Source organism: Sneathiella sp. (assembly GCF_036844445.1).
Classification (GTDB): Bacteria; Pseudomonadota; Alphaproteobacteria; order Sneathiellales; family Sneathiellaceae; genus Sneathiella.
The window spans coordinates 606518-629633 of sequence record NZ_DAIUFV010000001.1 but is presented as its reverse complement, the minus strand read 5'-3'; the positions used below and the strand labels follow the sequence as shown (position 1 = coordinate 629633).

Annotated in this window: 17 protein-coding genes; 5 read left to right on the top strand and 12 right to left on the bottom strand. The window is 60.2% G+C overall.

Annotation, left to right across the window (positions count from 1 at the left end; translation table 11 throughout):
* Positions 1 to 2: 2 nt before the first annotated feature.
* The 3 genes from V7Z56_RS02910 to V7Z56_RS02900 are packed head-to-tail and all read right to left on the bottom strand — an operon-like array spanning position 3 to position 2960.
* Positions 3 to 1712, bottom strand: a complete 1710-nt coding sequence (locus tag V7Z56_RS02910; RefSeq protein WP_334127842.1) for a PqiB family protein — start codon at positions 1710 to 1712, stop codon at positions 3 to 5.
* Positions 1699 to 2331, bottom strand: a complete 633-nt coding sequence (locus V7Z56_RS02905) for a paraquat-inducible protein A (RefSeq protein WP_334127841.1) — start codon at positions 2329 to 2331, stop codon at positions 1699 to 1701. Before V7Z56_RS02905 ends, V7Z56_RS02910 begins: the two co-directional genes overlap by 14 nt.
* A complete protein-coding gene (locus tag V7Z56_RS02900) occupies positions 2328 to 2960 on the bottom strand; it encodes a paraquat-inducible protein A (RefSeq protein WP_334127840.1) in 633 nt (210 codons plus the stop codon). Before V7Z56_RS02900 ends, V7Z56_RS02905 begins: the two co-directional genes overlap by 4 nt.
* A 291-nt stretch (positions 2961 to 3251) precedes the next feature.
* Between V7Z56_RS02900 and cysD the strand changes: the two genes are divergently transcribed.
* Together cysD and cysN are read left to right on the top strand one after the other, a co-directional pair.
* Entirely contained in the window at positions 3252 to 4169 is a 918-nt protein-coding gene (cysD, locus tag V7Z56_RS02895) for a sulfate adenylyltransferase subunit CysD (protein WP_334127934.1), read from the top strand.
* On the top strand, positions 4169 to 6067 hold the full coding sequence (gene cysN / locus V7Z56_RS02890) for a sulfate adenylyltransferase subunit CysN (protein WP_334127839.1): 1899 nt from the start codon (positions 4169 to 4171) through the stop codon (positions 6065 to 6067). The genes cysD and cysN overlap by 1 nt, the downstream gene beginning before the upstream one ends.
* A gap of 21 nt (positions 6068 to 6088) precedes the next feature.
* Here cysN and rfbA read toward each other — a convergent pair whose 3' ends face one another.
* A complete protein-coding gene (gene rfbA / locus V7Z56_RS02885) occupies positions 6089 to 6958 on the bottom strand; it encodes a glucose-1-phosphate thymidylyltransferase RfbA (RefSeq protein WP_334127838.1) in 870 nt (289 codons plus the stop codon).
* Positions 6959 to 7177: 219 nt separating this feature from the next.
* On the opposite strand from rfbA, the gene V7Z56_RS02880 reads away from it, so the two are divergent.
* Entirely contained in the window at positions 7178 to 10774 is a 3597-nt protein-coding gene (locus V7Z56_RS02880) for a hydantoinase B/oxoprolinase family protein (protein ID WP_334127837.1), read from the top strand.
* 27 nt (positions 10775 to 10801) lie between these two features.
* Here V7Z56_RS02880 and metH read toward each other — a convergent pair whose 3' ends face one another.
* The 3 genes from metH to V7Z56_RS02865 are packed head-to-tail and all read right to left on the bottom strand — an operon-like array spanning position 10802 to position 16423.
* Positions 10802 to 14506 (bottom strand): methionine synthase, encoded by a 3705-nt coding sequence (metH, locus tag V7Z56_RS02875; protein WP_334127836.1) that lies wholly within the window; start codon positions 14504 to 14506, stop codon positions 10802 to 10804.
* A 31-nt stretch (positions 14507 to 14537) separates the two neighbouring features.
* A complete protein-coding gene (gene metF, locus V7Z56_RS02870; RefSeq protein WP_334127835.1) occupies positions 14538 to 15467 on the bottom strand; it encodes a methylenetetrahydrofolate reductase [NAD(P)H] in 930 nt (309 codons plus the stop codon).
* Positions 15464 to 16423 carry an ArsR/SmtB family transcription factor gene (locus V7Z56_RS02865; RefSeq protein WP_334127834.1) on the bottom strand — a complete coding sequence of 320 codons (960 nt, stop codon included), beginning with the start codon at positions 16421 to 16423 and terminating at the stop codon, positions 15464 to 15466. Before V7Z56_RS02865 ends, metF begins: the two co-directional genes overlap by 4 nt.
* A 314-nt stretch (positions 16424 to 16737) precedes the next feature.
* Between V7Z56_RS02865 and V7Z56_RS02860 the strand changes: the two genes are divergently transcribed.
* Both V7Z56_RS02860 and V7Z56_RS02855 read left to right on the top strand, forming a co-directional pair.
* Positions 16738 to 17535, top strand: a complete 798-nt coding sequence (locus V7Z56_RS02860) for an MlaA family lipoprotein (RefSeq protein ID WP_334127833.1) — start codon at positions 16738 to 16740, stop codon at positions 17533 to 17535.
* 62 nt (positions 17536 to 17597) lie between these two features.
* Positions 17598 to 18236 (top strand): MlaC/ttg2D family ABC transporter substrate-binding protein, encoded by a 639-nt coding sequence (locus V7Z56_RS02855; protein ID WP_334127832.1) that lies wholly within the window; start codon positions 17598 to 17600, stop codon positions 18234 to 18236.
* A gap of 34 nt (positions 18237 to 18270) precedes the next feature.
* Here V7Z56_RS02855 and phoB read toward each other — a convergent pair whose 3' ends face one another.
* The 5 genes from phoB to pstC are packed head-to-tail and all read right to left on the bottom strand — an operon-like array spanning position 18271 to position 23078.
* Positions 18271 to 18951, bottom strand: coding sequence for a phosphate regulon transcriptional regulator PhoB (phoB, locus tag V7Z56_RS02850; RefSeq protein WP_334127831.1), 681 nt, complete (start codon positions 18949 to 18951; stop codon positions 18271 to 18273).
* 19 nt (positions 18952 to 18970) lie between these two features.
* Positions 18971 to 19687 (bottom strand): phosphate signaling complex protein PhoU, encoded by a 717-nt coding sequence (phoU, locus tag V7Z56_RS02845; protein WP_334127830.1) that lies wholly within the window; start codon positions 19685 to 19687, stop codon positions 18971 to 18973.
* Positions 19688 to 19713: 26 nt separating this feature from the next.
* A complete protein-coding gene (pstB, locus tag V7Z56_RS02840; protein WP_334127933.1) occupies positions 19714 to 20493 on the bottom strand; it encodes a phosphate ABC transporter ATP-binding protein PstB in 780 nt (259 codons plus the stop codon).
* Between the two features lie 43 nt (positions 20494 to 20536).
* Positions 20537 to 21844, bottom strand: coding sequence for a phosphate ABC transporter permease PstA (pstA, locus tag V7Z56_RS02835; protein ID WP_334127829.1), 1308 nt, complete (start codon positions 21842 to 21844; stop codon positions 20537 to 20539).
* Positions 21837 to 23078, bottom strand: a complete 1242-nt coding sequence (pstC, locus tag V7Z56_RS02830) for a phosphate ABC transporter permease subunit PstC (RefSeq protein WP_334127828.1) — start codon at positions 23076 to 23078, stop codon at positions 21837 to 21839. Before pstC ends, pstA begins: the two co-directional genes overlap by 8 nt.
* Positions 23079 to 23116 lie beyond the last annotated feature (38 nt).

The following is a 23116-nucleotide window of genomic DNA, read 5'->3' as shown; positions in this document are numbered from 1 at the left end:
ACCTATCTCTTTCCACTGATCAGCGCATTGGGGTTGCGTTCAAGAAAATCCGCAAGACTGCGCACCGCGCGGCTCGCCGCCGACAATTCCTGCATCATCGTCATGAGATCATATTTGAACGGCGAGCCATCGGCAATCAGGCCGTCAACGGAGGTGAACATTGATTCCGCCGCCTGCAAGGTTGTCTCGATGCGTTTGACGGCGGCCTCCGTATTTGCAAGTGTCCCGTCGAGGCCGGGAAGCGTGTGCTTCTCAAAATTTTCCGCGATGTGCCGGATCGAGACGGCGAGCTCGCGAAACTCCCGGATCGTCGTCTGCAGCTCGCCCGAGCCGACCAGCTTGTCCAGACCCTGCATGGTGCTGCCGAGATTCTTGCCGATCTCTTCTATCGGCAGCGCCTCAAACTTGGCGACCAGCCGGCTGACAGAGGATGCGATGGCATCGAGATCGCCCGGCACCGTCGGAATTTCCGGCCAGTTACCGTCCTGGGAGACGAACACCGCCTCTGTCTCCGGCATCAGGTCGAGGTCGATGATCAGCTGTCCGGTCAGGAAATTGGCATTCTTCAGTTTTGCCCTGAGACCCCTCTGGATGAAATTATCGATCATATTGCGCCGCGCTTCCTGCGCTTCTACGGCGGAGCGGTTATTGTTCCCCGTGTCGATGATCCGCAGGCGCTGCGGCTCGATCTCGATCAGCACAGGGATATAATATTTCATCCTGCTTTCGTCGATCTCAAGACCGATCTCGCGCACGCTGCCAACCTTGATGCCCTTGAATTCCACATTGGCGCCGACGGAAAGACCGCTCACGGAGCCATCGAAATAGAGGATGTAGATAATTTTCTCGGTATAGCGCGCATCATCGCGGGCCGCGCGGTTGTCATAGAGCCGGAAGCGATGCCCGGACGGCGCAATGGCCGTGTCGCTCGCGAGCGAGGAGGTGGAAAACTCGATGCCGCCGACGACCAGGCTCTGCAGCGACGTTGCGCCGATCTCAAATCCCGCCGTCGAGACCGAGAGGTTGACGCCGCCGGCATTCCAGAACTGCGTTCCCTCGCGCACCAGCTCATCATACGGGCTTTCAACGAAGGCATAGACATCGACGAGCTGCTTGTTGTCCGCAAGACGGTAGCCGAGCACGCTGCCGACATTGATCCCCTTGTAGAGAACCGGTGTCCCGCGATTGATATTGCTGAGCTTTCCGGTGGAAAGAATATATTCCGTGCCCTTTTGCGTCGATGTGACCACGGGGGGAATTTTGAGCCCGGTAAAGGTGCTCTGCGGCTCACCGCCATCGCCCGGGTCAACCTCGACATAGGCCCCCGACAGTAATGTCTCGAGGCCGGTAATGCCCTGAAAGCCGATGGACGGCGAGACGATCCAGAAACGGGCGGTTTCGGTCATATATTTCTCGGCCGCCCGCTTGACCATGATCTTGAGGGCGACTTCATTGCTGTCATCCAGAAATTCAATATCTTTCAGGACGCCGATTTCGACATTCTTGTATTTGAGCTGGGTCTTTCCCGGCACCATCCCTTGCGCATCCTCAAAAACAAGAGTGATCTCGGCGCCGCGCTCGGAGAGGGCCTGAAAAATCAGGTAGATGGCAACCGCGAGGGCGATTGCCGGGACGATCCAGATGCTCATCAGGCTGACATATCCGCGCCGCACCCGCGCTTCCGGCACGCCCTGCTGCTTATCGTCCGTCATCACTCACCCCTTCCACATCCCAGATCAGTCGCGGATCAAAGGTCATCGCCGCAAACATGGTAATAATCACCACCGCGGCAAAAGCGATTGCCCCCGGCCCGGCGGTTACCGTCGCCAGCGCCTGCAACTTCACCAGCGCGATCAGGATTGAGATCATGAAGATATCGATCATCGACCAGCGACCGATAAATTCCGTGAACCGGTAAAGCAATGTGCGCGCCCGCGGCCGGGCCCGCCATTTCAATTGCACAGAAAGCACCAGAAAAAGTAAAGCGAGAATTTTGAAAACAGGCACGAAGACGCTGGCGACAAAGACGATTGCCGCAACCACCCACTGCCCGCTTGCCGCAAGATCGATCACCCCGCCGATGATCGTGCTGGTGGTCTCCCTGCCGAAGGAAATCACACTCAGGATCGGATAGACGTTGGCCGGCACATAGAGAATGATTGCGGCGATCAGCAGCCCCCAGGTGCGACTCATGCTGTCGGGCTTGCGGCTGTGCAGAACGGCGCCGCAGCGTGGGCAGAGATGGCCATGCTGCGCCTGATAGCGGTTGGATACCAGCAGGCCGCAAGTGGTGCAGGCGACCGCGTCAATGGAGCGCGCCGTCGGGCTCATGCCGCGAGTTCCTCAAGCCGGGCCCAGAGCGCGCGCACGTCGAGCGTCAGATAGGCCATCACGGTCGCGATCACCATCAGCACAATGGCGAAAAGCGAGAAGCCGACGCCGACATCCGCAAAATCCTGCAGTTTCACGAAGGCGACGAGAATGCCGAGGATGAAGATCTCCGACATCGCCCAGGGTTTCAGCATCGCAAACAGCCGGATCTGGAATTTGGGAAACAGCGGCGCGCGGCCAAGCCGGAGCGGCAGCAGCAGCGTTACGAGAACCAGCAGGACAGCCAGCGGCGTGGCGACGCTGAAAATGAAAACGATAAGGCCGAGCTCCCAGTAGCAGGCCTGCCAGAATGCGATGGCGCCGTCGATCAGCCGGTTGGATTCCGTCTGCCCGTCCATTTCGAAGGTCAGCAGCGGAAACATGTTGCCGAGAACGAAAAAGCTCACGCCCGTCAGTGAAAAGGCGAGCGCGCGCTCCAGACTGTTGTGATGGCGGACGAACAGCAGCGCGCCGCAGCGGGTGCAGTGGCCCTGCTCCCCTTCGCGGATCTCCGGCGCCGAATGCAGCAGATCGCATTCGGGACAGGCGAGATAGTCCTCGCGATAATTGAAATTACACTCAATCGCCATACAACACTTTCAACAGACCGCCTGACCTAGAGGATAAACGGAGCCTTGCCCGCATTCAATTGATTTGAACGCGAAAATATGGCGAGCGTTGGGCTTCCCCCGCCGCCGGATTTTCGCGGGGCGCGAACGCCGCCCTGTCGCCCTATTGCGGCACTTTATCCGAATTTTTATGATAAAACGACTATACCACATATTTTATATGTTAAAATGGGCTGTTTCTTCTTGTAGCAGGGCGGATATTATGCAATCCCTTGCTCCACGACGGCGCGTGCCTCGAAGCATTACAATGGAATCCGAGAAATGAGTCTGACGCGATTAACCCATCTCCAGCAGCTTGAGGCGGAAAGCATCCATATCTTCCGCGAAGTGGTGGCGGAGTTCGAAAAACCGGTGATGCTGTATTCCATCGGCAAGGATTCTGCCGTGCTGCTGCATCTGGCGCGCAAGGCCTTTTACCCTTCGCCCGTGCCCTTCCCACTTCTCCATGTGGACACCACCTGGAAGTTCCGCGACATGATCACCTTCCGCGATACGGTGACGAAGGAATATGGGCTCGACCTGCTTGTCCATATCAATCCCGACGGCGTGGCGCGCGGCATTGGCCCCTTTACCCACGGCTCGGCGCTGCATACCGACGTGATGAAGACGGAGGCGCTGAAGCAGGCGCTCGATCACTATAAATTCGACGCGGCCTTCGGCGGCGCCAGGCGCGATGAGGAGGCAAGCCGCGCGAAAGAGCGGGTCTTCTCGTTCCGCAACGAAAATCACCGCTGGGATCCGAAGAATCAGCGCCCCGAGCTCTGGAATCTCTATAACGGCCGCGTCCGCAAGGGCGAGAGCATCCGCGTCTTCCCCCTCTCCAACTGGACCGAGCTAGATATCTGGCAGTATATCTACATGGAGAATATCCCCATCGTGCCGCTCTATTATGCAGCCGAGCGCCCGGTCGTGCAGCGTGACGGAATGCTGATCATGGTCGATGACGAGCGGATGCCGCTCCTGCCAGGTGAAGAGCCGATGATGAAGTCCATCCGCTTTCGCACCCTTGGCTGCTACCCGCTGACGGGCGCGATTGAATCGCGCGCCGCCACCTTGCCCGAAATCATCCAGGAAATGCTGGTCGCCCGCACCTCCGAGCGGCAGGGCCGCCTGATCGACAAGGACCAGGCCGGATCGATGGAGAAGAAGAAGCAGGAGGGGTATTTCTGATGAACGAGTTGTCCGCACAGGCCGCAAACGAGATCGACGCCTATCTCAAGGCGCAGGAGCAGAAGAACCTGCTGCGCTTCATCACCTGCGGCAGCGTCGATGATGGCAAGAGCACCTTCATCGGCCGGCTCCTCTGGGATTCGAAACTGCTTTTCGAGGACCAGCTTGCGACGCTGACCGCCGAGAGCAAGCGCATCGGCACGCAGAATGGCGATATTGACTACGCCCTCCTCCTCGACGGGCTGCAGGCGGAGCGCGAGCAGGGTATCACCATCGACGTCGCCTATCGCTTCTTCGCCACCGACAAGCGGAAATTCATCGTCGCCGATACGCCGGGGCATGAACAGTATACCCGCAACATGGTGACCGGCGCCTCCACCGCCGATCTCGCCGTTATCCTGATCGATGCGCGAAAAGGCGTACTCATCCAGACCATGCGGCACAGCTATCTCGTCTCGCTGCTCGGGATCCGCAAAGTAATTGTCGCGGTCAACAAGATGGACCTTGTCGGCTATGACAGGGACGTCTTTGACACCATCCGGAGCGAGTATCTCGCCTTTGCCGAAAAGCTCGACTTCGAGGCGGTGACCGTGATCCCTATTTCGGCGCTGAAGGGCGACAATATGATCTCAGCAAGCCCCGCCATGCCCTGGTATGACGGCCCGGCGGTGCTTGAATATCTGGAGACGGTGGAGATCGGCCGCGACCGCCTCGCCGGTCCGTTCCGCTTCCCCGTGCAGTGGGTCAACCGGCCCAATCTCGATTTCCGCGGCTTCTCCGGCACCATCGCAAGCGGCGTGATCCGCCCGGGCGATCCGATCGTCGAGCCCGAATCCGGGCAGATGAGCCGGGTAAAGCGCATCGTCACTATGGACGGCGACCTCAATGAGGCCATCGCTGGCCAGGCCGTGACCCTCACTCTCACCGATGAGATCGACATCAGCCGCGGCGATATTCTCTGCGCGCTGCAGGATCGTCCCGCCTCGGCCGATCAGTTCGAAGCAAAAATCGTCTGGATGGACGCCGATCCGATGCTGCCGGGGCGCACCTATCTTTTCAAACTCGGGACCGGCACGACGCTCGGCCGCATCAGCAGCCTGAAGCACAAGGTCAACGTCAACACCATGGAGCAGACCGCCTCGAAAACGTTGCAGCTCAATGAAATCGGCGTCTGCAACGTGGCGATGGACAAGGCGATGACCTTCGATCCCTATATGAAGATTCGCGAGACCGGCGCCTTTATCCTGATCGACCGCTTTACAAATGCGACCGTCGGCGCCGGGATGATCGATTTCGCGCTCCGCCGCGCCGATAACATCCACTGGCAGTCTGTGGATATTCATAAAGCGGCCCGCGCCGAGCTGAAGCGGCAGAAGGCGTCCGTCCTCTGGTTCACGGGGCTCTCGGGCTCCGGCAAGTCGACGATTGCCAACCTCGTCGAGAAGAAGCTGCATTCGCTCGGCAAGCATACCTATCTGCTCGACGGGGATAACGTCCGCCACGGCCTCAACAAGGATCTTGGCTTCACCGATGCGGACCGGGTCGAGAATATCCGCCGCGTCGGTGAAACGGCGCGGCTAATGGTCGATGCCGGGCTGATCACCCTCGTCTCCTTCATCTCGCCCTTCAAGAGCGAGCGGCAGATGGCGCGCGCGCTCGTGGAGGAGGATGAGTTTCTCGAGATTTTTGTCGACACCCCGCTCGAAATCTGCGAGGCGCGCGACATCAAGGGGCTCTATAAAAAGGCGCGGGCCGGCGAGATCAAGAATTTCACCGGCATCTCGTCCGACTATGAGCGGCCGGAAAATGCCGAGATTGTCATCGACGGCGCCCGCACGAGCAGCGAGGATGCCGCCGACCAGATCATTTCCGTGCTGGAGCAGCGGGGCTTCATCTAGGCCCCTGCCCGCGGCGCGGCGCTATTTCAGCAGCGAGAGGAGATAATTGCCATAGCCGCTTTTGCGAAGCGGTTCGGCGAGCGCGACAAGCTCATCGGCGGTGATGAATTTCTTCTGAAACGCAATCTCTTCCGGGCAGGCTATTTTAAGCCCTTGTCGTTTCTCGATCGTCTGCACGAATTGCGAGGCTTCCAAAAGATTGTCATGCGTGCCGGTATCGAGCCAGGCGCTGCCACGGCCGAGCAGTTCCATGCTGAGCTGGCCCCGCTCAAGATAAAGCCTGTTAAGATCGGTAATCTCAAGCTCGCCGCGCGCGCTCGGTTTCAAGCTTTTCGCAAAGTCCACAACCTGATTGTCATAGAAATAGAGCCCCGTAATGGCGAAGTTGGATTTCGGATGCTTCGGCTTTTCCTCCACGCCGATCACCTTGCCCGTCGCATCGAACTCGGCAACGCCGTAAGCCGTCGGATCCGAGACGTGATAGCCGAAAATAGTCGCGCCGACCTCGCGTTCGCGGGCGCTCTTCAGAAGTTCGCTGAAGCGGCTCGCGTAGAAAATATTATCGCCGAGAATCAGCGCCGAGTGATCGCTGCCGATATGCGTCTCGCCAATGATGAAGGCCTGTGCGAGCCCGTCGGGCGACGGCTGCACCGCATATGTCAGATTGAGGCCCCAGCGCGCGCCGTCCCCCAGCACGCGGCGGAACACCGCCTGCTCTTCCGGCGTCGTGATGATGAGAATATCGCGGATATCGGCAAGCATCAGCGTCGTCAGGGGGTAGTAGATCATCGGCTTGTCATAGACCGGCATCAACTGTTTGCTGACGCCGATGGTCAGTGGGTGCAGCCGACTGCCCGTTCCGCCCGCGAGAATGATACCCTTATGCGCCATGTACCTGCCTCTGTCATAATTGAAATGAATGTTTCCACTATACCATAGCCTTACCGGGACAGCGTTTAAATTCTCTTAAAGCCCGGACGGCAAAGCGCTCGGGCTCGACAGTGAAAAGACGCGAAGGCTTTACCTTTGACCGTCCCGGGTGCTAAGGAAATAGGGGGACTATCGACGCCGCCGGGCGGCGGGCGAATGCCGGGAAACAAGGGAAAAAACATGACAGCGGATAAATGGGAATTCTGGATCGATCGCGGCGGCACCTTCACCGATGTTGTCGCAAGAAGGCCGGACGGCACGCTCGTCACCCACAAGCTGCTGAGCGAAAATCCCGAGCAATATGACGACGCGGCATTGCAGGGCATTCGTGATCTCATGGGGATCGGGAAAGGCGCGCCCATCCCGGCCGAAAAAATCGAGGCGGTCAAGATGGGTACGACCGTCGCCACCAACGCGCTGCTGGAGCGAAAGGGCGAGCCCCTCCTCCTCGTCACGACGAAAGGTTTCCGCGACGCTCTCCGCATCGGCTACCAGACCCGGCCGAAACTTTTCGCGCTCAAGATCGAACTGCCGGAGATGCTCTACAAAAGCGTCATCGAGATAGACGAGCGCATGGGACCGCGCGGCGAGATCCTCACCGAACTCGATGAAGCGGATGCCCGGGCAAAACTTCAGGCGGCGTATGATGCCGGCCTTCGCGCCTGCGCCGTCGTCTTCATGCATGGCTATCGCTTTCCGGATCATGAAAAGCGCGTCGCGGATATCGCCCGCGAGATCGGCTTCACGCAAATCTCGACGAGCCATGAGACAAGCCCGCTGATGAAACTCGTGAGCCGCGGCGATACCACCGTGGTCGATGCCTATCTCTCCCCCATTCTCCGCCGCTATGTGGATCGCATCGCCGCGGAGCTCGGAGAGACGCGTCTCATGTTCATGCAGTCGAACGGCGGACTTACGGACGCGCATTTCTTTCAAGGAAAAGACGCCATCCTCTCCGGCCCCGCGGGCGGCGTGGTCGGGATGGTGGAGACGAGCGCGCTTGCGGGGTTTGGCAAGGTGATCGGCTTCGACATGGGCGGCACCTCAACCGATGTTTCGCATTTCGCGGGCGACTATGAGCGCACGTTCGAGACCGAAGTTGCCGGCGTGCGCATGCGCGCCCCCATGATGCTGATCCACACCGTCGCGGCGGGTGGCGGCTCGATCCTGCATTTCGACGGCGCGCGCTACCGTGTCGGGCCGGACAGCGCCGGGGCCGATCCCGGCCCTGCCTGCTATCGCAAGGGCGGGCCGCTCACGGTCACCGACTGCAACGTCATGCTCGGCAAGCTCTCACCCGATCATTTTCCGCCCGTCTTCGGCCCGAATGCCGACCAGCCGCTCGATGCCGAGATCGTGCGCGAGAAGTTCCGCGCCCTTGCCGACGAGATCAAGGCTGCGACCGGCGATGACCGAAGCCCTGAGGAAGTGGCGCGCGGCTTTCTTTTCATCGCCGTCGAGAATATGGCCAATGCCATCAAGAAAATCTCGACCCAGCGGGGCTATGATGTGTCGGAATATGTGCTGACCTCCTTCGGCGGCGCGGGCGGCCAGCATGCCTGCATGGTCGCTGACAGCCTCGGCATGTCGAAAATCCTGCTGCACCCCTTTGCGGGCGTTCTCTCCGCCTTCGGCATGGGCCTTGCCGACCTTCGCGTAATGAAGGAACAGGCGATGGAAATTCCCTATGATGACAAGGCGATAGAGAAGATATCAAAACTTCTGGATGAACTGGAAGAGGCCGGCAAAGCGGAGATGCGCGCGCAAGGAATGCCGGACAGCCGCATTTCCACCATCCGCCGCCTGCATCTCAAATATCAGGGCTCGGATACCGCGATGATCGTCGAGAACGGGCCGCGCGATGCGGTCGTCACCGCGTTCGAGGCCGCGCACCGGCAGCGCTTCGGCTTTGTCACGCCCGAAAAGACGCTGATCCTGGAGGCTGCGGCGGTGGAAGTCATCGGCGCCGCCGACCGGCGGGCCGAGCGGTTGCACCCCGAGAGCGATCCGGACCTGACGCCCCTCGCCACCCGCCCTGTTTATATGGACGGGGAATGGCGTGACTGCCCCTTTTATGATCGCGAGCGGATGCCGCGGGGCGCGAAAATCGACGGCCCCGCCGTCATCGTCGAGGCGACGGGAACGACGGTGGTCGAGCCCGGCTGGCAGGCGGAAAAAACGGCGCGCGATGATCTCGAGATCACGCGGGTTCTGCCGCGCCCGAAGAGCCTCGCCATTGGCACCGACGTCGATCCGGTGATGCTGGAGATTTTCAACAATCTCTTCATGAATGTCGCCGAGCAGATGGGAACGGTTCTGGAAAAGACCGCCTATTCCGTCAATATCAAGGAGCGTCTCGATTTCTCCTGCGCGGTCTTTGACCTCAATGGCGACCTCATTGCCAATGCGCCGCATATGCCGGTGCATCTTGGCTCCATGTCGGAGAGTATCAAGGCGGTGATCGCGAAGCATGGCGCCACCATGAAGGCGGGCGACGTATTCGTCCTCAACGCGCCCTATAACGGCGGGACGCATCTGCCGGACGTCACCGTCATCACGCCGGTATTCGACCTTGCGGGCAAGGATGTGCTCTTCTACGTGGCGAGCCGCGGCCATCACGCCGATATCGGCGGTATCACCCCGGGCTCCATGCCACCACACAGCCGCACCGTCGCGGAGGAAGGCGTCATCCTCGACAATATCCTGCTCGTCGACGGCGGCCGCCTGCGCGAGAAGGAGATTATTGAGATCCTGAAGTCCGGTCCCTATCCGTCCCGCAACACCGATCAGAATATGGCGGACCTCAAGGCCCAGATCGCGGCTTGCGAGAAAGGCATTCAGGAGCTCCGCCGCATGGTCGATCACTTCGGCCTCGATGTCGTCCACGCCTATATGGGCCATGTGCAGGACAATGCGGAAGAACAGGTCCGCCGCGTCCTCGACGTGCTAAAAAGCGGTTCCTTCACCTATCTGATGGACGATGGCTTCAAGATTTCGGTCAATATCACCATCGACAAGGCGGCGCGCAGCGCCCGCATTGACTTCACGGGATCAAGCGGCCTGCACCCGACCAACTACAACGCGCCCCGCGCCGTCACCACGGCGGCGGTGCTCTATGTCTTCCGCTGCCTCGTCGCGGGCGATATTCCGCTGAATGCCGGCTGCCTGAAGCCGCTCGAGATTATTGTTCCGGAAAAATCCATGCTGTCGCCGGAATATCCGGCGGCGGTGGTCGCGGGCAATGTGGAGACCTCGCAATGCATCACCGACTGCCTCTTTGGCGCGCTTGAGGTGATGGCGGCGGCGCAAGGGACGATGAACAACTTCACCTTCGGCAATGCCCGCTATCAGTATTACGAGACGATCTGCGGCGGCTCCGGCGCGGGGCCCGATTTCGACGGCACCGATGCGGTCCACACCCATATGACCAACGCCCGCCTCACCGACCCGGAAGTGCTGGAATGGCGCTTCCCGGTGATACTGGAAAACTTCGAAATCCGGCATGGATCGGGCGGCAGGGGCCGGCACCCGGGCGGCGCGGGCACGCTCCGGCGCATCCGCTTTCTTGAAGCGATGACCGCCTCGCTCCTCTCCAGCCACCGCAAGGTTCCGCCCTTCGGTCTCAAGGGCGGCGGCGACGGCGAGGTTGGACGGCAGTGGGTCGAGCGGAGCGATGGAAAGATCATCCCGCTCGACGGGCGCGACAGCACCGAGATGGGCCCGGGCGATGTCTTTGTCATCCAGACGCCGACGGGCGGAGGTTACGGAAAGCAATAACCCCTGCCCGTCAAGCGGTTGGAGGAATCAGCTCACCCGGCGCGCGCGGTCGTAGGAGAGATTGGACGCGAGCAGTCGCTCCGCCGCCTCGACCGTGATGGCCTTTCGCGCTGCATAATCCGCGACCTGATCCATTCCCACATTGCCGACGCCGAAATAGCGCGCCTCCGCATGCGAGAAATAGAAGCCCGAGACGGAAGATGCCGGCATCATGGCGAAGCCTTCGGTCAGCGTGATCCCGGCGTTCTTTTGCACATCGAGCAGCCTGAAGAGATTCTCCTTCTCCGAATGCTCCGGGCAGGCCGGATAGCCGGGCGCCGGACGGATGCCGCGATATTCCTCGCGGATCAGCTCCTCATTCGAGAGCGTCTCCTCGGGCGCATAGCCCCAGAGATCGCGGCGCACCTTCTCATGCATATATTCGGCCGTCGCCTCCGCCAGGCGATCGGCGAGCGCCTTCAGCAGGATATCGCTGTAGTCATCATGTGTTAGTTTGAATTCCTGAAGTTTCTTCTCAATTTCAAGACCCGCCGTGACCGCAAATCCGCCAAGATAATCCTTAACGCCAAGCTCTGCCGGCGCAATGAAATCGGCGAGGCAGAAATTGGCCCGCCCGTTAGTCCGCTTCATCTGCTGGCGGAGGAAGTGAAAGCGCGTCAGCTCCGCCGTCCGGTTATCGTCGGTGTAAAGGATCACGTCATCACCGTCGCGCGCCGCCGGGAAGAAGCCGACAACCGCCCGCACGCCGAGCCACTTCTCGGCGATCAGCCGATCCAGCATGCCCCTTGCGTCGTTATAAAGCTCGGTTGCGGTTTCGCCGACTACCGGATCACTCAGGATCTTCGGGAAATGCCCGGCCAGCTCCCACGTCCGGAAGAAGGGTGACCAGTCGACATAATCAACAAGGGCGGCAAGATCGACGGGTATTTCGCGCACGCCCGTATAGCTCGGCACCGGCGGCACATAGCCCTGCCAGTCGATGGGCGCCCCGTTGGCGCGCGCCTCCGCAAGCGTGCAGAGCGTGTCTTTGCGGGATTTCTTCAAATAATTCTCCCGCACCACCTCATACTCCTCCTTGATGGAGGCGATGAACTCGCCGTTATTCTCCCGGCTCGTCAGCTTTGTCGCGATGCCGACCGCGCGCGAGGCGTCCGTCACATAGATGGTCGTTCCCTCATACTGCGGCGCGATCTTGAGTGCGGTATGGACCTTCGATGTCGTCGCCCCGCCGATCAGGAGCGGCAGATCAATATTCCGGCGCTGCATTTCGGCGGCGACCGTCGCCATCTCCTCGAGAGACGGCGTGATAAGGCCGGAAAGACCGATGATATCGACCTTTTCGGCAATCGCCGTTTCAAGAATTTTCGTATAAGGAACCATCACGCCAAGGTCGATGACCTCGAAGTTGTTGCATTGCAGGACGACGCCGACGATGTTCTTGCCGATGTCATGGACATCGCCCTTGACCGTCGCCAGCAGGATCTTGCCCTTCGTATCGCTGCCACCGCTGCCATCCTTCTCCGCCTCGATATAGGGGAGCAGATAGGCAACCGCCTGCTTCATCACGCGGGCGCTTTTCACCACCTGGGGCAAAAACATCTTGCCTGAGCCAAAGAGATCGCCGACGACATTCATGCCGTCCATCAGCGGCCCCTCGATCACCTGGATGGGCCGCGCGACCAGCTGGCGGGCTTCCTCGGTATCTTCGATGATATAGTCGGAAATGCCCTTCACCAGCGCATGGGTCAGCCGCTCCCCAACCGTACCCTGCCGCCAGGAGAGATCAACCGTGCTCTCCTTCGCCTGCCCGACCGCTTCGGCGGCGACTTCCAGCAGCCGCTCCGTCGCATCATCGCGGCGATTGAAGACAACATCCTCGATCCGCTCGCGGATATTGTCCGGGATGTCGGAATAAACGGTGAGCTGGCCCGCATTCACGATGCCCATATCCATGCCCGCCTGAACGGCGTGATAGAGAAAGACCGAATGCATTGCCTCGCGCATCGCGTTGTTGCCGCGGAGCGAAAAGGACATGTTGCTGACGCCGCCGCTGACATGCGTATAGGGCAGCGTCGCCTTGATCTCGCGCGTCGCGGCGATGTAGTCGAGCGAGAAGTTGCGATGCTCATCAATCCCCGTCGCGATGGGGAAGATATTGGGATCAAAAATGATATCTTCCGCAGGAAAACCAACGACTTCCGTCAGGATCTTATAGCTTCGTGTGCATATCTCGACCATCCGTTCCCTGGTGTCGGCCTGGCCTTTCTCGTCGAACGCCATGACCACGACGGCCGCGCCGTAGCGGCGGATTTCACGGGCATGGGCGATGAACTCCTCCTCGCCTTCCTTCAGCGAGATGGAATTGACGATGCCCTTGCCCTGCACCGCTTTAAGACCGGCCTCCAGGACCTCCCATTTCGAGCTGTCGATCATCAGCGGCACGCGGCTGATATCGGGCTCGGACGCGATCAGGTTGAGAAAGGTCTGCATGGCCGATTTGGCGTCCAGCATCGCATCGTCCATATTGACGTCGATGATCTGCGCACCGTTCAGCACCTGCTCGCGCGCGACATCGAGGGCGGCATCATACTGCCCGTCCATGATCAGCCGCTTGAACTTGGCCGAGCCCGCGACGTTGGTCCGCTCGCCGATATTGACGAAGCCCGCGACGTCGTCGAGGTAAAGCGGCTCAAGGCCGCTGAGGCGGCAGACCGGCTCAAGGTCGGGGAGCGGGCGCGGGGCCACGTCGCTCACCGCGGCGGCGATGGCGGCGATATGATCGGGGCCGGTGCCGCAGCAGCCGCCGACAATATTGACAAGGCCGCTCCTCGCAAATTCGCCAAGCTGCTCGGCCATATATTCGGGCGTCTCGTCATAGCCGCCAAGCTCGTTCGGCAGCCCGGCGTTGGGATGGACGCTGATACGGCTGTTCGCGATATTCGAGATGGATTGAATATGCGGGCGCAAGTCCTTGGCGCCCAAGGCACAATTGAAGCCAATACTGATCGGCCGCACATGCGCCATGGAGGCCCAGAAGGCTTCCGCCGTCTGCCCCGAGAGGGTGCGGCCGGACGCGTCCGTAATGGTCCCCGAGACCATCACCGGATAGCGCGTCCCCATTTCCTCGAAATAGCGGAGCACGGCATAAATCGCGGCCTTGCAGTTCAGGCTGTCAAACACCGTCTCGATCAGGATAATGTCTGCGCCGCCATCGATCAGCCCGCCAATGGCCTCATCATACGCCTCGACAAGCGCATCAAACGTGACATTGCGATAGCCCGGATCATTGACATCGGGCGAGATCGAGGCGGTACGGTTGGTCGGGCCAAGCACGCCCGCGACAAACCGCGGCTTCTCGGGTGTCTTCGCGCTCCAGCGATCAGCGACCTTTCGCGCGAGCGCCGCGCCCTGCCGGTTCAGTTCATACACCTCCCCCTCAAGGCCGTAGTCGGCCTGTGCAATGGAGGTCGAGTTGAAGGTATTCGTCTCCAGGATATCAGCGCCCGCGGCCAGATACTGGTCGTGGATCGTCTCGATGATATCGGGCCGCGTCAGGGTGAGTAGGTCGTTGTTGCCTTTCAGATCCTTCGGCCACTCCCGGAACTTCTCGCCGCGATACGCCGCCTCATCCAGCTTGTAAGACTGGATCATCGTGCCCATGGCGCCGTCCAGAACCATGATCCGCCGTTCAAGAATGGCCTCAATCTCGGCAAAAGCCGCTGACTTTTCCATAGCACTACCTGTTGTTTAAAATTTATATATATTAATTGCTTACAGCGCTTTTCTGCGGCCGAAGGCCAAGCGTGTGGCAAACCGAATAGACAAGATCCGACCGGTTCAGCGTATAGAAATGAAACTGCCCCACCCCGGCCCGCTGCAACCGCAGGCACTGTTCGGTCGCGACCATCGCGGCAACGAGGTTGCGCGTCGCCGGATCCTCATCGAGATCTTCGAACAGATGCGCGAGCCAGGCCGGCACCTGCGTTCCGCAGCGGCGGCTGAACTCCCGCGCCTTGGCGAAATTGGTGACCGGCAGGATACCGGGCACGATCGGGATCGTGATATTATGCGCGAGCGCGCGGTCGACGAAGCGCAGGTAAGTTTCGGGATCGAAAAAGAACTGCGTGATTGCCCGCGTCGCGCCGGCATCCATCTTGCGCTTCAGATAATCAATATCGGCAAGGCTGGAGCGCGCTTCGGGATGGATTTCCGGATAGCAGCCGACGGAAATTTCAAAATCATGACGCTTCCTCAGAAATTCGATCAGTTCCACAGATCCGGCAAACCCGTTCGGCGTCGAGGTGAAACATTCCTGCCCCGCCGGCGGATCACCGCGCAGCGCCACCAGATGACGGATGCCGCCTTCCCAGTAGCGATCGGCAATTTCGCCGATCTCGCCGCGATCAGCGCCGACGCAGGTGAGATGCGCGGCGGGTTCGAGCGTGGTTTCGTTGCGAATGCGGCAGACAAGCTCATGCGTGCGCTCGCGCTTCGAACCGCCGGCGCCATAGGTGACGGAGACGAAACGGGGTCCAAGCGGCGCGAGGCGCGACAGGGCTTCCCAGTGCATTTGCGCCATCTTGTCTGTGGTCGGCGGAAAGAACTCGAACGAGACCTCAACCTTGCTGCGCCGGGCGCCCGCGAGCAGGCCTGCGCCGACGGCGGTATTTTCGGAAATTCCGGACATAATCATCGGGCGGCTACTCCTTTTATCTGCTGATGCGTCGCAGGGACGGCGGTCCAAATATGGACGGTAAGCGGGTCTCCTTTCAGGATGCGAAAGTCTTTCGGCTGCAGGCCCGCGGCCTCGCAATAGCCCCAGATGGCCGCCTCTAAAAATCCAAGGTGAAGATGGGCATGTTCGGTGCGCAGATGGTCAAGATCATGCGGCGCGAAGTCGACGATGGCGAGCAGGCCGTTCGGCCGCAGCAGCCGCGCCGCCTCCGAGATCGCCCCCGCCGGATCCTCAGCGTAATGCAGCACCTGATGAATGACGATGGCATCCTGCGACTCGCTCGGGAAGGGCAGGTTATACATATCGGCGAGCCGCACCTGGCAATTGCGAAGCCCCGCATCTTCGATGGCGGTGCGCGCAAAAGACAGCATTTCGCGGCTCGTATCGACCCCGATGGCATGGGTGACCATCGGGCCGAACAGCTCCAGCATCCGTCCCGTGCCGGTCCCGATGTCGAGAAAATCGGTGACCTCCGCATCGCGCGCGAGCTCAAGAAGCGTCTGTTCGACCGCCTCCTCCGGGACATGCAGGGAGCGGATCTGGCGCCAGTCGGCGGCGTTCTGGCGAAAATATTCCTCCGCCGCGACCGTGCGCGCCTTCTTCACAACCTCCAGCCGCTCCAGATCGCGCGCGACCGTCGCATCGCGCTCCGGCACCAGATCAACCAGCGTGCGGGCGAGCATCGCCGTCGCGCTTTTCGCCGACAGGCGATAATAGACCCAGCTTCCCTCCTGATAGCGGTCGAGCAGCCCCGCTTCGCAGAGCAGTTTCAGATGCCGGGAAACCCGCGGCTGGCTTTGCCCGAGAATCTGCGTCAGCTCGCTGACCGTCAGTTCCGAATGCGCGCACAGAACCAGCAGCCGAAGCCGTGTTTCTTCCCCCGCAGCGCGCAAGCCTTGCAACAAATTTTCCACGAAAAGCCTCACAAAATGCAAATGACTCAACGATATAAACATATCCTTATATCTTTGTACAGAATAAATGTACATCGAAAAGCGACTTTTTCGCCACACCACGGGAGGATTCTCTCGGGGGCGAAAAACGCCGACTCGCTATCGCTCAAGGCCTATGTTAGGTAGAATCCGAACGGCTCTCCGCTCAGGTAATTGATTTTGCTTCAAAACCTCTGAAGCGGACGGAATTGTGGAGATAAATGCTTTGGTAACTCTTATTGGGATAGAGTACGGTTCGTTTCGGGCCATGCGTTACTGAAGTGGAAAAAGAAAAAATGGGCTTGTGTCATAAATCAACTTCATTGAAAGCCGTTTTGCTGGCGAGCGCCCTCCTCGTGACGGTGAGCGGCTGCGCGACGCCGAATCAGGACGAAGGCAAGGCCGCTGCGGTCATGTATGACGAGGTCTATGACCCGCTCGAGCCGATGAACCGCTATTTCTTCGATGTGAACTATGCGCTTGATGCGCTTTTGCTGCGTCCGGTCGCCGAGATTTATCGCGGCGTCCTGCCTGATGGTGCGCGCGACAGCGTCCGCAATTTCATCACCAACCTGTCGCAGCCCATCTATTTCATCAATAACGTGCTGCAGGGCGAATTGGATCGCGCCGGCGACAATATGGGCGCTTTCTTCACCAATACCTTCCTCGGTGTCGGCGGCCTCTTTGACGTGGCCCGGATCAACACCCCGCAGGAAGATATGGGCCAGACGCTCGCCATCTGGGGCGTCGATGAGGGACCCTATCTCGTGCTGCCCATTCTCGGCCCGCGGACGACCCGCGCCGCCGGCGGCAATGTCGTCGATTATTTCCTGAACCCGGTCAATTACGTCGCGCATGAGAATGACTGGGATTATGTGCCGCTCACCATCGCCGCTGTGGATGCCATCGACACGCGCTCGCGCGCGATCGAAGCGCTCGACGAGATCGAGCGGACGTCGATCGACTTCTATGCGACCGTCCGCAGCCTCTATCGGCAGAACCGCAACAACCTGATCCTCAACGGCGCCAGCAATTCGACACAATTGCCGGATATGTCTTTTGAAGATGATGACAAGCCAGAGCCGAAAAACTGATTTTTCTGCTGTCGCTCGTTGTTGCAGCTACTCTGCTATCCCAACCCATCGGGAATGTTGATATGAATTTGAACAGACGTATGTTTCACGGGCTGATTGCCGCGGCGGCGCTATTGGGCGCGGTTGCGCTCGCCCCCCTCTCCGCCTCCGCCGCGGACAAGGAACAGGCCGCGCTTGCACTTGTCAAAAGCATCGGCGATGAAGCGGTCGACATCTTATCGAACGACGCGCTGACCGACGCCCAGAAGCAGGATCACTTCGAGAAGTTTCTCGACAGTAGTTTCGACATGGAACGGATCGGCCGTTTCGTCCTCGGCCAGCACTGGCGGACCGCGACGGAAGAACAGCGCCGGGAATTTCTCATCGTTTTCCGTGACTATATGGTCTCGAGCTATGCCGACAAGATCGGCAACTATTCGGGCGAGAATCTGGAGTTTCGCGAAGCGGTTTCCCTGAATGACAAGGAAACGCTGGTCCACTCGCTGATCGTCCGGCCGAACGGCCCACCCGTCAAGCTCGACTGGCGCGTCCGCCAGGGGGATACTGACGCGAAGATTGTCGACATCATCGTCGAGGGAATCAGTATGGCGCAGACGCAGCGCTCCGACTTTTCCTCGGCCATCAGCCAGCCGGGCGTCGGTGTCGAGGGGCTGATCAACAAGCTGAAAGCGCAGATCAACAGCGCCTCCGCCGCGAACTGAGCCCTCCCGGCTTCATTACTGAAATGGCCCGCGCCTAAACGCGCTCGAAGCAATAGCCGACGGCGCGCACGGTGCGGATCAGGTCGGGCTCATCGCCTGCATTGAGGGCCTTGCGCAGGCGGCGGATATGCACATCGACCGTGCGATCCTCAAGATAGACATTCTGCCCCCAAACGCCATCGAGGAGCTGATCGCGGGTCAGCACCCGCCCGGCCCTTTCCATGAAGAAGCGCAGCAGCTTGAATTCGGTCGGGCCGAGATGCAGATCCCGCTCCCCGCGCCGCACGCGATAGGCGACGAGGTCCAGCTCGACATCCCCGACCGTCAGCTTTTCCGCGCCGATATCGGGATTGCGGCGACGCAGGAGCGCCCGGATGCGGGCCATAAGCTCGGCCGGCGAGAAGGGCTTCGTCACATAGTCATCGGCGCCGATATCAAGGCCGCGCACTCGATCATGTTCTTCGCCGCGCGCCGTAATCATGATGATCGGCAGGGCCGAATTTTTGCCATCACGCCGGATCCGGCGGCAAAGCTCAATCCCCGAGACGCCGGGCAGCATCCAGTCGAGGAGAAGCAGGTCCGGCTGTTCCTCCTCCACCGCAAGCAGCCCCTCCTCCCCGTCATGGGCGGAGACGACGTCAAAGCCTTCGCTTTCGAGGTTATAGCGCAGCAGCTCGACCATCGCCGGTTCGTCTTCGACAATCAGTATTTTCATATCCTGCATCCCGTCTTGATCAGACGTCTTTCGGCTCGATCATGGTGACACTTGTCTTATCGCCTTTTGGGCGCGGCTCCTTCGGCATTTCCCCGGTCACCTGATAGATGATGATCTCGGCGATATTCGTCATATGATCGCCGATCCGTTCGATATTCTTGGCCATGAAGATAAGATGCGTGCAGCTTGTGATACTGCGCGGATCCTCCATCATAAAGGTCAACAGCTCACGGAACATGCTGTTATAGAGCTGATCGACCTCCTGATCGCGCACCCAGACGTCGAGGGCGAGTTCGGCATCGCCGTTGCTGTAGGCGGTCAGCGTATCGTGGATCATGCGCCGGACCAGTTCGCTCATCCGGGGGATGGCCGAAATCGGCGCGAGGGTCGGCGCGTGGTTGAGTGCGATGACCCGCTTTGCGATATTCGCCGCGTAATCCGCAACACGCTCCAGCAGCGAGGCGATCTTGAGTCCGGAGATAACGATGCGCAGATCCCCGGCGACCGGGCTTCTGAGCGCCAGCAACCGGATCGTCATATCATCGACGTGATGCTCCAGATCATCCACGGCGCGGTCCCCCTCGATGGTGCGAAGCGCAAGCTCGCTATTGCGCTCGGTGAGCGCGTGCACCGCCGCTTCGAGCTGGGTTTCCGCAAGGCCGCCCATCTCGATGATGGCGTTCTGCACCTCCGCCAGCTCCTGATCGAAGGCCGTTACGATATGTCCGCTTGTCATTCTCGCGTCTCCTGTCCGTGAAACCGTCAGCCGAACCGGCCGGTGATATAGCCTTGCGTCCGCTGGTCCGTGGGGCTGGTAAAGATCTGCTCCGTCGTTCCCGTCTCGACAATCTCGCCAAGATGGAAGAAAGCGGTGCGCTGCGAGACGCGAGCGGCCTGCTGCATGGAATGGGTGACGATGATGATGGTGTAATACTGCTTCAGATCATCGATCAGCTCCTCGACCTTGGCGGTGGCGATGGGGTCGAGCGCCGAGCAGGGCTCATCCATCAGGATGATATCGGGCCGCACCGCGAGCGCCCGGGCGATGCAGAGGCGCTGCTGCTGCCCGCCGGAGAGACCCGTCCCGCTCGAATGCAGCCGGTCCTGCACTTCCTTCAGCAGCCCCGCCTTTTCAAGACAGGTGAGGACGATTTCATCCAGCTCGCTCTTGCTCGCGGCAAGGCCGTGGATGCGCGGCCCGTAGGCAACATTGTCATAGATCGATTTCGGAAACGGGTTCGGCTTCTGGAACACCATGCCGACCCGGGCGCGGAGCAGCACCTCATCAACGTCCGGTCCGTAAATATCGACGCCGTCAAGCAGGATGCGTCCCGTGACGCGGCAGCCCTCGACCGTGTCATTCATCCGGTTAAGGCAGCGAAGATAGGTTGATTTGCCGCAGCCCGATGGCCCGATCAGGGCTGTCACCTGATGCTTCGGGATATCGAGCGACACGCCGCGAAGCGCGTGATTATCGCCGTAAAAGACATTCACATCGCGCGTCTCAATTACGGCCTGCCGCTCCGGCGCGCCCGCGCGCATCGTCGTTTCGGTTTCAAATTGCATCTGCATCGTCATTTCCTTTTTACCAGCGACGCTCAAACTTTTTGCGAAGGAAGACTGCGAGCGCATTCATCACAATGAGGAAGGCGAGCAGCACCATGATCGCGCCGGAGGTTTTTTCAACAAAAGCACGTTCCGGGCTGTCCGCCCAGAGGAAAATCTGTACCGGCATCACGGTCGCGGGGTCGGTGATCCCGCCCGGAATATCGGCAATAAAGGCGACCATCCCGATCATCAGGAGCGGCGCCGTCTCGCCGAGCGCCTGGGCAAGGCCGATGATCGTGCCGGTCAGGATACCCGGCATCGAGAGCGGCAGGACATAGTGAAAGGCCGCCTGCTGCTTCGAGGCGCCAAGGCCGAGCGCGCCCTGGCGGATGCTGTCGGGCACCGCGCGAATGGCGGCGCGGGCGGCGATAATGATCGTCGGCAGCGTCATCAGGGCAAGCGTCAGCCCGCCAACGATTGGCGCCGAACGCGGCAGATGCGCAACGTTCAGAAAGATCGCGAGCCCGAGCAGGCCGAAGACGATGGAGGGGACCGCCGCAAGATTATTGATATTCACCTCGATCAGATCGTTGAATTTGTTGCGGGGCGCAAACTCCTCAAGATAGATCGCCGTCATGACGCCGATTGGAAAGGCGATCGCGATGGTGATCAGGAGGGTGTAGAAGGATCCGACCATCGCCCCGGCAAGGCCCGCCTTCTCCGGCTCGCGGCTGTCGCCGCGGGTGAAGAAGCCGCTGTTGAACCGCGTCGCGATCTGCCCGTTCGCTTCCAGATCATCGATCCACAAAAGTTCCTTGTCCTTGACGCGGCGGTTGTCCTCGGCCAGATTCCGGTCAATATAGCCCTTGGTGAGCATATCCACGTCATCGCTTGCGAGCAGCGCGACCGGGAGCGTTTGGCCGATCACTTCGGGGCGCTCCAGCACCATATTTCGCAGCGTATCGTTGGCATCGTTGCTAAGCAGCGCAAAGAGCGCGCGAAGATCCCGCCGCCCCTCCACATCGGGGAAGCGCGCGCGCAGGCTGTCCTGGATTATTTTGGCGTAATTGGCGCCGCGCAGAACCTCGGGCGAACGTGTCCCCGCGGGATCGATCACGGCCTCGCTGAAAGTCACATCAAGGGTGACATAGGTCTGGATAAAGGCCGTGTAGCCCTTGCTGAAAATACTGAAGAGCAAAATGCCGAGAAGCGCGAGCGCCGTCAGGATCGCCGCGAGACCGATCCTTCGAAAGCGCCGCTCGGCGCGTTTGCGGCGCGCGAGGCTCTTCTTGTAGCGCGCTGAATTCCAGGTCGTTTCCAGCGATGAGTTGCGGATATCAGTCATATTTTTCCCGATATTTGCGAACGACGATCAGGGCGATCACGTTCAGGCAGAGGGTGATGACAAAGAGCACCAGCGCAAGCGCGAACGCCGCCAGCGTCTTGGCGCTGTCAAATTCCTGATCGCCAACCAGCAGGCCGACAATCTGCACGGTGACGGTGGTGACGGCTTCGAGCGGATTGGCAGTTAAATTGGCCGCAAAGCCTGCCGCCATCACAACGATCATCGTCTCACCAATGGCGCGGCTGACGGCCAGCAGGACGGCGCCGACAATGCCGGGCAGCGCCGCCGGAAGAATGACTTTCCGCATCGTCTCCGAACGGGTCGCGCCGAGCGCATAGGAGCCGTCGCGAAGCGACTGCGGCACCGCCATGATGATATCGTCGCTGAGCGAGGAGACGAAGGGAATGATCATCATCCCCATCACCACGCCGGCGGCAAGCGCGCTTTCGGAGACAATGCTGATGCCGAGCGAGGCGCCGAGATCGCGGAAAAAGACGCCGACCGTGAGGGCCGCAAAAAAGCCGTAGACGACCGTCGGGATGCCGGCGAGGATCTCCAGCAGCGGCTTCACCACGGCGCGAAAGCGGTCGGACGCATATTCCGTCATATAGATGGCGCTGAGGAGCCCGAGCGGGACGGCGACGCACATCGCGATAAAGGTGATCAGCAGCGTTCCGGTAAAGAGCGGCACCGAGCCGAACGCCCCGCTCGATCCCACCTGATCGGCGCGAAGCGCGGTCTGCGGGCTCCAGTTGAGACCGAAGAAAAACTCGCTCATCGGCACTTTCCGGAAGAACTGGATCGTCTCGAAGAGGAGCGAAAAGACAATGCCGACAGTCGTCAGAATGGAGATGATCGATGCCAGCATCAGGATCGCGAGCACAACCGCCTCGATGCTCTTGCGCACCTTGAGATTGGGCCCGACCCGACGCAGCGCCAGGCAAAGCCCGCCCGCGGCCAGCATCATCGCAAGGACGGGGAAGAAAACGGTATCAATCTGCCGGTCAGTACCCGCCTCGATCGAGAGCGGAAGGACGTGATACGCCGCCCAGACGCCACCCAGGAGCAGCGGCGGCAGGGAGGCCCAGATAAAGACGAAAAGACCGACCTGATGCGGCCTCTGGCGGACCGGGCCTGCCGAGCTTCGAGCGAGGCCAAGCGCCTTCTTCGAGCCGAACCAGTATCCGGCGGCAGAAAGCATCAGCAGCACGATCAGAAGCGGATAGAAGCTCATATCAGTTACTTTTCCAAAGCCGCGCCGCGGCGTGAAAT